At 71.4% G+C, this 13,844-nt stretch carries 14 protein-coding genes; 13 read left to right on the top strand and 1 reads right to left on the bottom strand.

Annotated elements, in window-relative coordinates; genetic code table 11:
• Positions 1 to 49 precede the first annotated feature (49 nt).
• On the bottom strand, positions 50 to 1,261 hold the full coding sequence (locus AC5WRL_RS11910; protein ID WP_496088388.1) for a pyridoxal phosphate-dependent aminotransferase: 1,212 nt from the start codon (positions 1,259 to 1,261) through the stop codon (positions 50 to 52).
• A 190-nt stretch (positions 1,262 to 1,451) separates the two neighbouring features.
• Between AC5WRL_RS11910 and AC5WRL_RS11905 the strand changes: the two genes are divergently transcribed.
• The 13 genes from AC5WRL_RS11905 (at position 1,452) to AC5WRL_RS11845 (ending at position 13,829) form a co-directional block, all read left to right on the top strand.
• On the top strand, positions 1,452 to 2,732 hold the full coding sequence (locus tag AC5WRL_RS11905; RefSeq protein WP_496088387.1) for an alanine racemase: 1,281 nt from the start codon (positions 1,452 to 1,454) through the stop codon (positions 2,730 to 2,732).
• Positions 2,733 to 2,819: 87 nt separating this feature from the next.
• Positions 2,820 to 3,836, top strand: a complete 1,017-nt coding sequence (locus AC5WRL_RS11900; protein WP_496088386.1) for a ParB/Srx family N-terminal domain-containing protein — start codon at positions 2,820 to 2,822, stop codon at positions 3,834 to 3,836.
• A 25-nt stretch (positions 3,837 to 3,861) separates the two neighbouring features.
• Positions 3,862 to 4,806, top strand: coding sequence for a hypothetical protein (locus AC5WRL_RS11895; RefSeq protein WP_496088385.1), 945 nt, complete (start codon positions 3,862 to 3,864; stop codon positions 4,804 to 4,806).
• Positions 4,807 to 4,873: 67 nt separating this feature from the next.
• The gene (gene cpaB, locus AC5WRL_RS11890; protein ID WP_496088384.1) at positions 4,874 to 5,623 is read left to right on the top strand and encodes a Flp pilus assembly protein CpaB; all 750 of its coding nucleotides are present in this window, start codon (positions 4,874 to 4,876) and stop codon (positions 5,621 to 5,623) included.
• Positions 5,624 to 5,648: 25 nt separating this feature from the next.
• Positions 5,649 to 6,878, top strand: a complete 1,230-nt coding sequence (locus AC5WRL_RS11885; RefSeq protein ID WP_496088383.1) for a CpaE/TadZ family protein — start codon at positions 5,649 to 5,651, stop codon at positions 6,876 to 6,878.
• A 503-nt stretch (positions 6,879 to 7,381) separates the two neighbouring features.
• On the top strand, positions 7,382 to 7,696 hold the full coding sequence (locus AC5WRL_RS11880) for a hypothetical protein (RefSeq protein ID WP_496088382.1): 315 nt from the start codon (positions 7,382 to 7,384) through the stop codon (positions 7,694 to 7,696).
• Positions 7,693 to 8,118, top strand: coding sequence for a TadE family protein (locus AC5WRL_RS11875; protein ID WP_496088381.1), 426 nt, complete (start codon positions 7,693 to 7,695; stop codon positions 8,116 to 8,118). The genes AC5WRL_RS11880 and AC5WRL_RS11875 overlap by 4 nt, the downstream gene beginning before the upstream one ends.
• Before the next feature lie 37 nt (positions 8,119 to 8,155).
• The gene (locus AC5WRL_RS11870) at positions 8,156 to 9,499 is read left to right on the top strand and encodes a TadA family conjugal transfer-associated ATPase (protein WP_496088380.1); all 1,344 of its coding nucleotides are present in this window, start codon (positions 8,156 to 8,158) and stop codon (positions 9,497 to 9,499) included.
• Between the two features lie 2 nt (positions 9,500 to 9,501).
• The gene (locus AC5WRL_RS11865) at positions 9,502 to 10,485 is read left to right on the top strand and encodes a type II secretion system F family protein (RefSeq protein WP_496088379.1); all 984 of its coding nucleotides are present in this window, start codon (positions 9,502 to 9,504) and stop codon (positions 10,483 to 10,485) included.
• A gap of 25 nt (positions 10,486 to 10,510) precedes the next feature.
• Complete coding sequence (locus AC5WRL_RS11860; RefSeq protein WP_496088378.1) at positions 10,511 to 11,404, top strand: DUF5936 domain-containing protein; 894 nt, start codon at positions 10,511 to 10,513, stop codon at positions 11,402 to 11,404.
• Positions 11,405 to 11,625: 221 nt separating this feature from the next.
• Positions 11,626 to 12,426 carry a hypothetical protein gene (locus tag AC5WRL_RS11855; protein WP_496088377.1) on the top strand — a complete coding sequence of 267 codons (801 nt, stop codon included), beginning with the start codon at positions 11,626 to 11,628 and terminating at the stop codon, positions 12,424 to 12,426.
• 35 nt (positions 12,427 to 12,461) lie between these two features.
• Complete coding sequence (locus tag AC5WRL_RS11850; RefSeq protein WP_496088376.1) at positions 12,462 to 13,082, top strand: hypothetical protein; 621 nt, start codon at positions 12,462 to 12,464, stop codon at positions 13,080 to 13,082.
• 12 nt (positions 13,083 to 13,094) lie between these two features.
• Positions 13,095 to 13,829 (top strand): OmpA family protein, encoded by a 735-nt coding sequence (locus AC5WRL_RS11845; protein WP_496088375.1) that lies wholly within the window; start codon positions 13,095 to 13,097, stop codon positions 13,827 to 13,829.
• The last annotated feature ends 15 nt before the right edge of the window (positions 13,830 to 13,844 follow it).

The following is a 13,844-nucleotide window of genomic DNA, read 5'->3' as shown; positions in this document are numbered from 1 at the left end:
CCCCGCCCAACGACGTGCGGGGACCGGCTCCGCCCCGCGGCGCACGCGCTCAGTACTGCTGGTAGCCGTCCAGGAACGTCCCGATCCGGGTGATCGCGTCCGTCAGCTGAGCCACCGAGGGCAGCGTCACGATGCGGAAGTGATCCGGCTCCGGCCAGTTGAAGCCCGTACCGTGCACGATCATGATCTTCTCGGCCCGCAGCAGATCCAGCACCATCTGCCGGTCGTCCTTGATCTTGTACACCTGGGGATCCAGCCGCGGGAACGCGTACAGCGCGCCCTTCGGCTTCACACACGTCACCCCCGGAATCTGGGTGAGCAGGTCGTACGTCACATCCCGCTGCTCCCGGATCCGGCCGCCCGGCAGCACCAACTGGTCCACCGACTGCCGCCCGAAGAGCGCCGCCGCCACCGCGTGCTGCGCCGGCATATTGGCGCACAGCCGCATATTGGCCAGGATCGTCAGGCCCTCGATATAGCTGCCGGCGTGCTTCTTCGGCCCGCACACCGCCAGCCAGCCGCTGCGGAACCCGGCCACCCGGTAATTCTTCGACAGACCGTTGAACGTGAGCGTCAGCACATCCGGCGCGATCGCCGCCATCGGGGTGTGCGTGACCCCGTCGTAAAGAATCTTGTCGTAGATCTCGTCCGCGCACAGCACCAGCCCGTGCCGCCGCGCCACATCCGCCAGCTGCCGCAGCATCTCGTCGCTGTATACGGCACCGGTCGGATTATTCGGATTGATCACCACCAGCGCCTTGGTGCGGTCGGTGATCCTCCGCTCGATATCGGCGATGTCCGGCATCCACTCGGCCTGCTCGTCGCACCGGTAGTGCACCGCCGTGCCGCCCGCCAGCGACACCGACGCCGTCCACAGCGGATAGTCCGGCGCCGGGACCAGCACCTCGTCGCCGTCGTCCAGCAGCGCCTGCATCGACATCTGGATCAGCTCGGAGACCCCATTGCCCAGGTAGATGTCCTCCACCGACAACTGGATGCCCTTGGTCTGGTAGTGCTGCATCACCGCGCGCCGCGCCGACAGCAGCCCCTTCGCGTCGCCGTAGCCGTGCGCGCTGGAGAGATTACGCAGAATGTCCTCAAGGATCTCGGGCGGGCACTCGAAATCGAATGCCGCCGGATTGCCCGTGTTCAGCTTGAGGATCCGATGACCCGCCGCTTCGAGCCGCATGGCCTCCTCAAGCACCGGGCCGCGGATTTCGTAACAGACATTGGCGAGCTTCGCCGACTGGATCACCTGCATGTCCGCCACCCTACGACCGTGTAACGGACGGCGCCTTGTGTTTTCCCCCACCGGAGCGAGCGCCCCACGACGACCCCGGCCGGGCCCGATCGCGCTCCGTTGACCGGTGACCTACACGGTGCTAGTCAAGAGGACGCCCCCCGCGCCCGCACCGCGCCCCGCACCCTGCCCCGCCACCCCTGGAGTCGCCATGAGCACCGCCGCCCTGGACCAGCTCGCCGACGAGATCGTCGACCACCGCTTCAAGGGCCTGCCGCCCGACGCGGCCGGCACCACCGTCGGCCGGCTCCGGGCCCAGCGGCGCGACCTGTACACCGGCGGCTTCACCACCCCCCTCCTCACCCTCTCCGCCGAGGCCGTCGAGCACAACGTGCGCTCCCTGGACCGCTTCGCCTCCCGGCACGGCCTGGTACTCGCCCCGCACGGCAAGACCTCCATGGCCCCACAGCTCTTCCAGCGACAGCTGGACGCCGGCGCCTGGGGCATCACCCTGGCCGTACCGCACCAGGTACGGGTCGCCCGCGCCTTCGGCGTCCGCCGCGTCTTCCTCGCCAACGAACTCGTCGACCCGGCCGCCCTGACCTGGCTCTCCGCCCAGCTGGAGGAGGACGCCGAGTTCCGCTGCGTGTGCTACGTGGACTCGGTACGCGGCGTGGAACTCATGGACGACACCCTGCGGGCCGTCGGCGGGGCCCGCCCGGTGGAGGTCGTCGTCGAACTCGGCGCCCCCGGCGGGCGCAGCGGGGTGCGCGACGCCCGGCAGGCCACGGCCGTCGCCGACGCGGTGGAGGGTACGGAATCCCTGCTGCTGGTGGGCGTCGGCGGCTACGAGGGCGAGCTGCCGGACGCCGACGGCGACACCGTGCGCGAGTGGCTGAATGAACTCTCCTCACTGGTGGTGGAGTTCGACAAGGCCGGCCGGTTCGCCGACACCGCCGAGATCATCATCAGCGCGGGCGGCAGCGCCTGGTTCGACGCGGTCGCCGAGGTCTTCGAGGAACTGCCCGAGCTGTCCCGGCCGGTGTGCAAGATGCTCCGCTCCGGCGCCTACATCAGCCACGACGACGGCCGTTACCGCGCCGCCACCCCCTACCGCCGCATCCCGCAGGAGGGCTCACTGCTGCCCGCGTTCCGGCTGTGGGCCCAGGTCGTCTCCCGCCCCGAGCCCGGCCTGGCGCTGATCAACGCCGGCAAGCGGGACGTCTCGTACGACCTCGGACTGCCCGAGGTCCAGGTGATCCGCGACGCGCGCGGCGCGGTGCGCGGCGGCGCCGGCCTGACGGTGTCCCGGCTCGCCGACCAGCACGCCTTCGTCGTACCCGGTACGGACGACGCCGCCGAACTGCCCGACGTCGGCGACTGGGTGGGCCTGGGCCTGTCCCACCCGTGCACCATCTTCGAGAAGTGGCCGCTGATCCCCCTGGTGGCCGGCGACGGCACCGTCACCGACTACATCCGCACCTTCTTCTGATCCTCGGACGATCCGGCTGACCCCGATTCGCCCGCCCGCAACCCGGGCGCCACCCGGCGGCCACCCCGGGCTGTGATGTTGCCCGGTATGACCCACTCCCCAAGGCCGCGGCGCTTCGCGCTGCTCCTCACCCTGCTCACCGTACTGACCGCGCTGGGCTCGGCGGGCACCGCGACCGCCGCCGCCCCGAGCCAGCCGCGCGCCGGGGAGCTGATCACCGTACGCCTCGGCGAGCTGCGGCCCACCCAGGCCGCGCTCGGCCACGACCAGATCCGCTACAAGCTCGGCCGCTACACCAGCACCAAGGACGAGGACCGGGGCAAGCCCAACAAGAAGTACGACGACTGGTGCGAGGCCAACGGCCAGGGCGAGGCCGCCACCGTCCAGCCGAACGCCCGCCTCGACAAGCCCGGCCGCTTCACCTGCACCATCCCGCTCGGCCAGGAGACCGCCGAGTCACTGGCCGCCATGAAGACCGTCGTCATCGGCCCCGGCGGCAAGCTCTACCTCACCGACGGCCACCACACCTTCACCAGCTTCCTCGAAATGCCCGACGGCGGCGCCAACATGACGATCCGGGTGCGGGTGACCGACAACCTCAGCCGGCTCAGCCAGCGCGACTTCTGGCGCGAGATGGAGAACCGCGGCTACGTCTGGCTGCGCGACGCCAACAACCGCCCCATCACCTTCGCCAAGCTCCCCACCCGGCTCGGCCTGCGCAACATGCCCGACGACCCCTACCGTTCGCTCGTCTACTTCACCCGCGACATCGGCTACGCCAAGCCCGCCGACGGACCGGCCCCGGAATTCCTGGAGTTCTACTGGGCCGACTGGCTGCGCACCCAGCCCGCGCTCAACCCGGCCCGCACCGACCGCACCGACCTCGGCGCGTACCTGGCACTGATCGAAGCCACCTCCCGCGCCATGGTCGCCCTCGACCCGGACACCGAACTGCCGGGCAGCGGACGCACCGCCCAGCAGCTGGGGCGGCTGAACACCTTCAACACCAAGGAGTTCACCGCGCTGTCCGCGCCGCTGACCGACACCAAGCCGGGCAAGGTGGCCTTCGCGCTCAGCTATCGGAGCACGCCCGGCTGCCGCTAGGCTTCGCCCCGACGGAGGGGGCGGTATGCCGATTGCCATCGCGGTGACCAGCGCCGATCTGGTGCTGCCGGCCACCGATCCGCACACCCCGGGCGCCCACGTCCTCACCCCGCCCGGCGGCCAGGACTTCCCCACCGCGCTGGCGGAGGCGTCCGGCCTGCTGGAACGGCACGGCTATGTGATCGCGATCTACCCGGTCACCACGGCGCGTTCGTACGTCCAGCGGCTGCACGCGGTGCGCGCGATGCTGGAGAGCGACCGGATAGCGCTGCTGCCCACCTCCCTGCCGCCGCTGGGCGCCGCCGTACTGGTACGGCAGCTGCGGCAGTTGTCGGTGTGCGACTTCAGCCCGGGGGTACTGGGCGCCGCCGCCCGGCTGCTGTCGCACTACATCTACGCGGGCGCGCTGCTCGGCTCGGCGGCCCGCGCCGACCGGCTGCCGGTGGCGCTGCCGGCGGTGACCGGGCCGCGATCCGCCGTCTCGGGGCCGCACGCCGTGCTGGCCCGGCCCACCGCCCAGCTGGTACGGGCCGCCACGGGCACCGGCTCGGCCACGGCCACCGGCACCGGCACCGGCGCGGTGGGGCTGGCCGGGCCGCAGTTCGCCACCACCCTCACGTACGCCACCGGCCAGCTCGGCAGCGAGTGGGTGACCGGGCAACTGGCCCGGCAGTGGCAGGTGCAGGGCGTCCAGCCGGTGCCGCTGCCCGAACAGTCGCCCGACTGGTGGCACACCGGCAAGCTGGTGGAGTTCGCCGCCGCCATCAACGACGCCTCGGTGCTCTACCAGATGGTGTCCTCGATGCGTCAGGAAGCCTGCCACTGGTGCGGGTTCACCCTCATCGGGGACCGCTGCGCGTTCTGCTCCGCACCGGTGCGCGCGGGCGCGGGCGCGGGCGCCGGGCGTGAGCGCGCGCCACGTGCCATAGGCGGTACAGGCGGCGGAGCGCGCAAGGCACTCACGCGGTGAGCGGCAATTTCGCACCGATATCCACAACGGCCGACGCGCTGTCCGAGGCAGAAGGTAAAAAGACTTCATGAACGCTCGCCAGCGCCGTGGCTCCCTGCTGCTGCTCGTCTCGGTCCTGCTCGCCCTCGGCGCGTTCGCCGGGGTGGTGGCGGTGATCAATGACGTGGAGTCGAAGGTCGGCCCCGAGGTCACGGCGTACGAACTGAGCGAGGACATCCAGCCGTACACCGAGCTGCGCGCCCGGCAGCTGCGCGAAGTCTCCATCCCCGAGCGCTACATACCCGACTCGGCGGTGACCGACCTCTCCCAGATCGAGGGCAAGGTCGCCGTCTCGCCACTGCGCGAAGGCTCACTGCTCCAGCAGGACATGATCTCCGACCGTCCCGAACTGTCCCCGGGCCAACAGGAGATCGCCGTGCTCATCGACGCCTCCACCGGGGTGGCCGGAAAGATCTACCCGGGCGCGAAGATCAATCTGTACGCGGCCTTCCGGGTCCGGGACCCGGCGGCCGGGGACGGCGAGGAGACCGAGATCGTCCGGCTGATGGTCAACAACGCCGAGGTGATCGAGGTCGGCAGTCTGACCGAGGTCGAGGAGGACCGCCGCACCACCCAGGCCGTGCCGATCACCTTCGCGCTCGACCATGTCGACGCCGAGCGGGTCACCTTCGCCGAAGCCTTCGCCGAGCAGGTGCGGTTGGCGCTCGTCGCGCCCGGGGAGGAGCAGGAGATCCCCGAGGAGGAGCGCACATACACCATCCTGGGGGACATGACCGGCAGCCCGCACAGCGGCGCACCGGCGGGGCTGGTTCCGTGACGATCATGGGGTTGGGGTGGCACAGATGACCACGCGCATTCTGCCGGCGGTGGGCGACCCGGACGTCGCTCGCTCGCTGGTCACGCTGCTGAGCCAGCTGCCAGGCAGCGAACCCCTGCGCTCGGTGCCCGACTCGGCGACCCTGCTGGACACGCTGGCCGCGCTCTCCCACGCATCGGTGGCCGGGCTGCCCGAGGTGGTGGTGATCCATGAGCGGATCGGGCCGCTGCCCGCGCTGGAGCTGATCCGGGAGGTCGCGTTGCGCTTCCCGGCGGTGGGGGTGGTGCTGGTCTCCGCCGATCCGACCGCCGGACTGTACTCGGCGGCGATGGACGCGGGCGCGCGCGGCCTGGCCGGGCTGCCGGTGTCCTTCGAGGAGCTGTCCACCCGGCTGGCCGCCGCCGCCCAGTGGGCCGCCGGAATGCGCCGCCACCTGGGCGCGGGCGAGAGCGCGGGTACGGGGCCGGGCGGCACGCTGGTGACGGTCTCCGGGGCGAAGGGCGGCGTGGGCGCCACACTGCTGGCCGGCCAACTGGCGCTGGCCGCGCGGCGGCCGGAGGGCCGCGGGGTGGTGCTGGTCGATCTGGACCTGCTCAGCGGCGACATCGGCTCCTACTTCGATGTGCAGTTCCGCCGCTCGCTCGCCGACCTGGCGGGCATCAGCGACATCTCGCCGCAGGTGCTCGCCGAGGCGGTCTACACCCACCGCACCGGCCTGTCGATGCTGATCGCCCCGGCGGAGGGCGAGCGCGGCGAGGACGTCACCGAGGAGACCGCCCGGCAACTGATCGCCGCGGTCCGGGCCCGGTACGACACGGTGATCGTCGACTGCGGCTCGCAGATGAACGCGGCCACCGCCGCAGCCGTGGAACTGGCCGACACGGCGCTGCTGGTCACCACCCCGGACGTGATCTCGGTGCGGGCGGTCAACCGCATGGTGCGGATGTGGGACCGGCTCCAGATCCGCAAGGCGGAGGCGGTGGTCACCGTCGTCAACCGGCTCAGCCGCTCCAGCGCCATCCAGCCGCAGCTGATCTCCCGGATCACCGGCACCCAGGTGGCCCGGCAGTCGGTGCCCGCCAACTTCAAGGAGCTTCAGGAGGCCCAGGACGCCGGCCGGATCCAGGACCTGGACGCCAAGGGCCCGGTCCGCCGCGCGATGTGGGCCCTCGCCACCGAACTCGGCCTGGCGGCCCCCCAGCCGGCGAGCGGCACGGGCGGCGGCGGCACCCGCCGCAAAGGGCGCCGGGGATGACCGGGCCCCGGCCGCAGCGTACGGCGGGCGCGGCGGGCGCGGGGCGCCCCCCGGCGCCACGGTCCGGCCGCCCGTGGGGCGACCGGCCCGCCGAGCACGCGGTGCCCGCCGGGCCGGGCGGCCCGGGCCCGACGGGCGGGGCCGGCAGGCCCGAACGGTCCGACTGGACGGTCGGCCCGGGGGCGGACCGGCTTCCGCCGGTTGTGCCGGTTGGCGTGTCTGACGGCTTGGCCCGGTCTGACCGGTCCGCACGGAGTGCTCGGTCCGATCGGTTCCTGCCGCTTGCCTCCACCGTCACGTCTGGTGGCCTTCCTCGATCCGCAGGATCGGGCCGAGCCGTCGCCCCGATGGTCGACCGGGTTCCGCCTGCCGCCCCGGTTGGCGTGTCTGACGGCTTGGCCCGGTCCGACCGGACCACCCGATCGTCCCGGTCGTCCCGGCCGTCCCGGTCGTCCCGGCCGTCCCGGTCCGACCGGGGGGCCGTGCTGGTGGAGTTCGCGGGGATGTTTCCGCTGATTCTGCTGATGCTCGCCGTCGCCTGGCAGTGCGCCGTCATCGGCTACGGGTTCCACCTCGCCGCCAACGCCGCAGACGAGGCCGCCCGGGCCGGGGCCGCCGCCGGGGGCGGGGAGGGAGCCTGTGACGCGGCGGCCCGGGAGCACATACCCGGCTCCTGGTCGATGAGCGTGTCCTGCCCGCTGGAGGGCGCGGTGCGCCAGGCCCGCGTCGAGCTGAACGTACCGGTGCTGTTCCCCGGCGCGTTCAGCCTCCCCATCACCATCTCCGGCACGGCCGGCGCGGTGCAGGAGGGCCCATGACCACGACCACGACCACGACCACGACCACGACCCGGACGGCGACCGGGACCGCGACCGGGACCGCGACCAAGGACACCCGGGACCGGGGCGTCACCGCCGTCGAGTTCGCCGGCTGGGCGCCCCTGCTCCTCATCGTCTCGCTCGCCGCCCTCCAGCTCGGCATCGCCGGCTACACCGCGATCCAGGCCGGCTCGGCGGCCCGCGCCGCCGCCCGTACCGCCTCCCAGGAGGCGATCGCCGACCAGTACCAGGTCAGCGGCCGGGCCGCGATGAGCGGCTGGCTGGCCGCCAACACCACCTTCGACCTCTCCGCCTGCGGCGACGAGGCCACCGTCACCGCAAGGGTCACGGTGCCCTCCGTGCTGCCGTTCATGAGCAACCTCGGCTCCGCCAGCAGGACGGTGACGATGCCATGCGACTGAGGACGACGCACGGAACGAAAGAGCGCAGGGAGCGGCGATGGGCCTGAGGTCACGCATCCACACCCAGGAGGAGCCGGGCACCGGCACCGGCCCCGGCGACAACGACCGCCTCGTCCCCGTCTACCGCGCCAAACTCCTCCAGGAGATCGACCTCGCGGAGATGTCCGCGCTCTCCACCGCCGACCGCCGCGACCGCCTGGAGCGGGTGCTGGGCCACATCCTCAGCCGCGAGGGCCCGGTCCTGTCCACCCAGCAGCGCGCCCTGCTGATCCGCCGCGTCGTCGACGAGGCCCTCGGCCTGGGCATCCTCGAACCCCTCCTGGAGGACCCCTCCATCACCGAGATCATGGTCAACGGCCCCGACCAGATCTTCGTCGAACGGTCCGGGCGCGTCGAGCGGCTGCCGCTGCGCTTCGCCTCCGAGGACCAGCTCATGCAGACCATCGAGCGCATCGTGTCCACCGTCAACCGCCGCGTGGACGAGTCCAACCCGATGGTCGACGCCCGGCTCCCCACCGGCGAGCGGGTCAACGTCATCATCCCGCCGCTCTCCCTCAGCGGCCCCGCCCTCACCATCCGCCGCTTCCCGCGCGCGTACACCCTCGCCGAACTGGTCGACTTCGGCACCCTCGACGAGCACCTGGTGCTGCTGCTGGCCGGACTGGTACGCGCCAAGCTCAACATCATCGTCTCCGGCGGCACCGGCTCCGGAAAGACCACCCTCCTCAACGCCCTCTCCGGCCTCATCCCCGAGGGCGAACGCATCGTCACCGTCGAGGACGCCGCCGAACTCCAGCTCCAGCAGAGCCATGTCATCCGCCTGGAGTCCCGGCCCCCCAACATCGAGGGCAAGGGCGAGGTCACCATCCGCGACCTGGTGCGCAACTCGCTGCGGATGCGCCCCGACCGCGTCATCGTCGGCGAGGTACGCGGCGGCGAGACCCTTGACATGCTCCAGGCCATGTCCACCGGCCACGACGGCTCCCTCGCCACCGTGCACGCCAACACCGCCGAGGACGCGCTGCTGCGGCTCCAGACCCTGGCGTCCATGTCCGAGATCAAGGTGCCGTTCGAGGCGCTGCGCGACCAGATCAACAGCGCCGTGGACGTGGTGGTCCAGCTCGTGCGGCACCCGGACGGCACCCGGCGGCTCACCGAGATCGCGGTGCTCGCCTCGCACGGCCGCGAGTCGTTCCGGATCGCCACCGTCGCCGAGTTCGGCGCCGAGCCGCTCACCCCGGGCGGCACCGTACACGGCAGGTTCCGGCACTACCCGATACCGCGCGCCGTCGCCGACCGGCTCTATCTGGCGGGGGAGCAGATCCCGCAGGCGTTCGGGGTCCACCTGGACGACAGCCAACTGTCCACCAGGGAGGCGTAGTAGTGGGAGAGACGGCAGCGCTCGCGCTGGAGAGCGACGCGGCGCGCGCCACCCTGAGCCTGGCGTTGGGCGCGCTGGTGCTCGCGGTGGCCGGCCTGTACGTGTACGCCACCGGGCGCGCCGCCCGCCGCGCCCTGCTGCACCGGCTGACCGGGCCGGACGCCGGGCCCGCCGACGCCGATCCGGTGGACCCGGCCCGGGGCCGCCCGTTCGCCGAACTCGACCGGCGGCTGCGTGGTACGGGTCTTGGCCGCCGGATCCGCCGCAAGCTCCAGGCCACCGGTCTTGAACTGACGGCCGGCGAGTACGCCGCGTACGTGCTGGGCGCCATGGTGGCGCTGTGGGCGGTGGGGCATGTGCTGCTCGCGCCGTTCTTCGGGCCGGTCTTCGGCCTGGTGGCGGTCTGGGGCGGCAACGTCTTCCTCGGCTGGCAGCGCGCCAAACGCACCGAGAAGTTCATCGGCCAACTCCCCGAGCTGGCCCGGCTGATCGCCAACGGCACCGCCGCCGGGCTGGCACTGCGCACCGCGCTGTCCATGGCGGCCGAGGAGATGGAGGACCCGGCCGGCGCCGAACTCGCCCTGGTCGCCAACCAGCTCACCGTGGGCCGCTCGCTCGACGAGGCGCTGGGCGAGCTGGGCGAACGGCTGCCGTCCCGCGAACTGAACGTGCTGGTCACCACGTTGATACTGGCCAACCGGGCGGGCGGCTCCATGGTGGGCTCACTGCGCAACCTCACCGCCACCCTGGAGGAACGCAAGGAGACCCGGCGCGAGGTACGCACCATGCTCGCCGAGGTCAACGCCACCGCCGTCACCGTACCGCTGCTGGGCCTGGGCGCCCTCCTGATGATCAACGGCATGTCCCCCGGCGCCCTCGGCCGGGTGACCGCCAGCCCCACCGGCCAGATCGCCATGGTGGTCGCGCTGGTGATGTACGCCGTGGGGTTCGTGGTCGTCCGCCGCTTCGGCCGTATCGACGTCTGATCCGAGAGGAAGAGGGAACACCGGGATGCTCGCACTGCTGCTGGGCCTGGCGATGGGCGCCGCGGTCCTCGGCATCGTGACGGCGCTGCGGCTGCTGCGCACCGCCACCCCGCTGCCGCCCGACCTGGCGCTCGCCCTGGAGATCGGCGCGACCCGGGTGACGGTGACCGGCTCGGCCGTCGACCGGCTCGGGATGCGGTTCGCGCCGCTGGTGCTGCGGCTGATGGGCCCCAAGGGGGTGGACCGCAAACGCCGCAGAATCGACCAGGCCGGCAACCCGCAGGGCCTGACGGTGGAACGGTACGCGGCCCGGCGCGCCGTCTACGGCATCTTCGGGGCGCTGGCGACGGTGCTGTTCATCGCCAACGGCTGGGCCTTCTTCGCCCTGTTCGCCCTGGCCTTCGGGGCGTTCGCGGCGGACGCGGTGATCTGGCAGAGCATCAGGGAGCGGCGCGACGTCATCGACCGTACGCTGCCGGACTTCCTGGACGTGCTGGCCGTGGTCGTCTCGGCGGGGCTTGGCTTCCGGCAGGCGCTGGAGCGGGTGTCGGGACGGTACGAGGGGCCGTGGGCGGACGAGATACGCATCACCCTGCGGCAGATGGACATGGGCGTCTCCCGCCGGCAGGCGTTCGACGAGCTGCGGCGGCGCAATGACTCGGAGCCGGTGAACCAGTTCGTCACGGCCCTCCAGCAGGGCGAGGAACTGGGTGCGCCGATCGCCGACACCCTGGTGCAGATCGCCACGGACATGCGCCGCACCGACGCCCAGAATGCCCGCCGCCGGGCGGCGAAGGCGATCCCCAAGGCGACGATCGCCACCTTGGTGCTCATGGTGCCGGCCACGCTGATCGTGATCGTGGCCGGCATGATCCTGGGCTCGGGCACGAACATCACCCAGATCCTGAACCCCCGTTGAGCACGGCCGCCGGGGCCGGGGCCACGAAAAGGTCGCTATGTCGAGGTCTCCCTGCCCAAGTGCCCCCGGGTGTGGCACAGTCAGTGCCAACAGGTGTGTGTACGGGTTGGCCCGCAGGGAGCGGGAGGGGGTCGGACATGCTGCGTCCACGCTTCAATCGGGCGTCATCCGGGCAGAGTCATTCCCCGAGCCCCGATTCCGGGCACACACCACCTCGGGGCATGAGCAAGCCGGCCGGAACGGGGCTGGCCGGGGGAAAAGGACGCCATGAGCAGGATGCTGCTGAACTGGAGAACACGGGTGGTCACCCACCTGACCTCCCGCCGCCACACCGACCGGGGCGCGGGCTTCGTGGAGTACGCGGGGCTGCTGCTGCTAATCGCGGCGGTGGTGGCAGGGGTACTCAGACTGGGGATCCCCGGGCTTGTGTCAGACGCTGTCCGCAGTGCGTTGGCCGACATACTCTGATCCATGACAGCAGGGGTGCTGTCTTCCCGCTGTATATCTGGATCGTCACAACCGTTCTGGCTGCGGCCCTGATCTTCTTTATCGTTGCCCAGGCCGCTGCGCTTCGGAGTCAGGGGCAGTCGGCAGCCGACGCCGCCGCGCTGGCCGCCGCGCAGGAGGCCCGGGACCGGCTCCTGGAGGGCGGCGGGGACTGGGGGGACATTCTCGCAGGCGATGGTTTCGCGGTCAGCTCCGCTTGTGCGGAGGCCAGAAGGCTTGCCGCTCGCAATGACGCGATGGTGACCTCCTGCGAGGCCGACCGCGCACGCGTTGGCTATACCGTGGCGGTGGAGACCGGCCGTACCGTCGGGGAGTCACTGATCCCCGGCACGGAGAACGAGACCGCTCAGGCTCGGGCGACCGCTGTCATCCGTGGCCTGTGTGACATCACCACGGACGAGGACGATCTCGTCGAACTCAGCTGTGAAGAGGATCGGCGCTGGTCATTCGACCCGGAAGACGAAGAGACCTGGCCCGAGGCCCGAGATCTGTTCCGGGTGTATCTGGACGAATGACCGCCGACGAGTAAAAGCAAAGGAATAGCGAGCAGATGGATCTCCGCGACAGCAAGTCCCGCCTCATCCTCATCGTCGTCGCCCTCGGGGCCGCCCTGGTGATCGCGGTGGCCAGTTGCAGCGGGGGCGGGGGCGACGACGACGGCGGCGACACGGCGGGCGGCGGGACCTCGCAGACCACCGGTGGGGCCGGGGACGACGACGGCGGGGACGCGCCGGACGACGCCCGTGGCGGGGACGAGCCGAACGACACCGGATCCGGTGAGGCGCTCGCACAGAGCACCGGCGAGGACAACATCACCCTCACCTTCACCCGGGCCGAACGGGAGGCTGGTGGATTCCTCACCATCGAGGGCACCCTGCACAACGGCGGCGGCGACAAGTGGGGGACGGCCAGCTGGTCCGGCCCTGAGCGTGAACTCGCGGACAATGACTTCTCGATGGCCGGAGCCACCCTGACCGCCCGCGAGGAGGGCAAGAGGTATCTGATTCTCCGGGACACCTCTGGTCGCTGCCTGTGCACCGGGTTCGGGCTGGTGGTGGACGCGGGGGCGACCGTGACCTGGTTCGCCCAGTTCCCGGAGCCGGACCCGGCCACCACTGAAGTCGACTTCCAGATCGGGCAGATGCCGCCCGCCACCCTTCCGATCCGCTGAGAGGCGAGCCCGATGACGTATCGACCGCATTCGCCCGCCCGCGTATCCCTGATCGCGGTGGTCGGCACCGTCGCCGTGCTCGGCTGGGGCACCCCGGCGCTGGCGGACGACGGCGACGGTGAGTTCGAGCAGCCGCCGGGGTACGAGGCCCCTGCGGTGCCGGACATCGACGCCAACGCGCCCGGTCTGATGCTGGGCGACGGGGCCACACTGGCCGAACCCCGGGTACTCGACATCAAGTTCATCACCGAGGACCTGGGCAGCGCGGCAGAGCCGCCGCCGAACAGCGGTGGCAACAACGTGGACCCGCCCGCCGATCCTGAACCCGATCCCGATCCCGCGCCCGACCCCGGAACCGGGGGTGAGCAGCGTGAGGAACGTACCGGCGGGCAGCACAAGTTCACACTCCAGACCGATGTGGTCTTCGGCAAGAACAGTGACGAGATCAGCGAGGAGTCCCGCGCCGCCCTCGCCCAGGTGGCCGCCGCGATCGACGAGTATCAGCCGGACCAGGTCAACGTCTTCGGCTTCACGGACAACCTGGGTTCGTACGAGAACGGCGTGACGCTGTCCACCAACCGTGCCCGGAACACCCAGACGGTCCTCCTGGAGCTGATCGAGGACCCGTCCGGCATCTCCTTCAACGTCCGTGGCTACAGCGAGGACTACCCGCTGTACGACAACGAGACCGAGGAGGGCCGGCAGAAGAACCGCCGGGTGGAGATCTCCTGGCCCAGCGGCAACTGAGCTGCCGGGCCCGCT

The sequence above is a fragment of the Streptomyces sp. NTD107 genome (genome assembly GCF_059510435.1).
The sequence above is the reverse complement of the archived record's forward strand: the minus strand, read 5'-3'. Positions and strand labels throughout refer to the sequence as shown.

What these genes read in the sequence shown, in the direction of transcription:
- AC5WRL_RS11910 (WP_496088388.1), bottom strand. Translation starts at nt 1,261, where the DNA reads ATGCAGGTGATCCAGTCGGCGAAGCTCGCCAATGTCTGTTACGAAATC.
- AC5WRL_RS11905 (WP_496088387.1), top strand. Translation starts at nt 1,452, where the DNA reads ATGAGCACCGCCGCCCTGGACCAGCTCGCCGACGAGATCGTCGACCAC.
- AC5WRL_RS11900 (WP_496088386.1), top strand. Translation starts at nt 2,820, where the DNA reads ATGACCCACTCCCCAAGGCCGCGGCGCTTCGCGCTGCTCCTCACCCTG.
- AC5WRL_RS11895 (WP_496088385.1), top strand. Translation starts at nt 3,862, where the DNA reads ATGCCGATTGCCATCGCGGTGACCAGCGCCGATCTGGTGCTGCCGGCC.
- cpaB (WP_496088384.1), top strand. Translation starts at nt 4,874, where the DNA reads ATGAACGCTCGCCAGCGCCGTGGCTCCCTGCTGCTGCTCGTCTCGGTC.
- AC5WRL_RS11885 (WP_496088383.1), top strand. Translation starts at nt 5,649, where the DNA reads ATGACCACGCGCATTCTGCCGGCGGTGGGCGACCCGGACGTCGCTCGC.
- AC5WRL_RS11880 (WP_496088382.1), top strand. Translation starts at nt 7,382, where the DNA reads ATGTTTCCGCTGATTCTGCTGATGCTCGCCGTCGCCTGGCAGTGCGCC.
- AC5WRL_RS11875 (WP_496088381.1), top strand. Translation starts at nt 7,693, where the DNA reads ATGACCACGACCACGACCACGACCACGACCACGACCCGGACGGCGACC.
- AC5WRL_RS11870 (WP_496088380.1), top strand. Translation starts at nt 8,156, where the DNA reads ATGGGCCTGAGGTCACGCATCCACACCCAGGAGGAGCCGGGCACCGGC.
- AC5WRL_RS11860 (WP_496088378.1), top strand. Translation starts at nt 10,511, where the DNA reads ATGCTCGCACTGCTGCTGGGCCTGGCGATGGGCGCCGCGGTCCTCGGC.
- AC5WRL_RS11855 (WP_496088377.1), top strand. Translation starts at nt 11,626, where the DNA reads ATGAGCAAGCCGGCCGGAACGGGGCTGGCCGGGGGAAAAGGACGCCAT.
- AC5WRL_RS11850 (WP_496088376.1), top strand. Translation starts at nt 12,462, where the DNA reads ATGGATCTCCGCGACAGCAAGTCCCGCCTCATCCTCATCGTCGTCGCC.
- AC5WRL_RS11845 (WP_496088375.1), top strand. Translation starts at nt 13,095, where the DNA reads ATGACGTATCGACCGCATTCGCCCGCCCGCGTATCCCTGATCGCGGTG.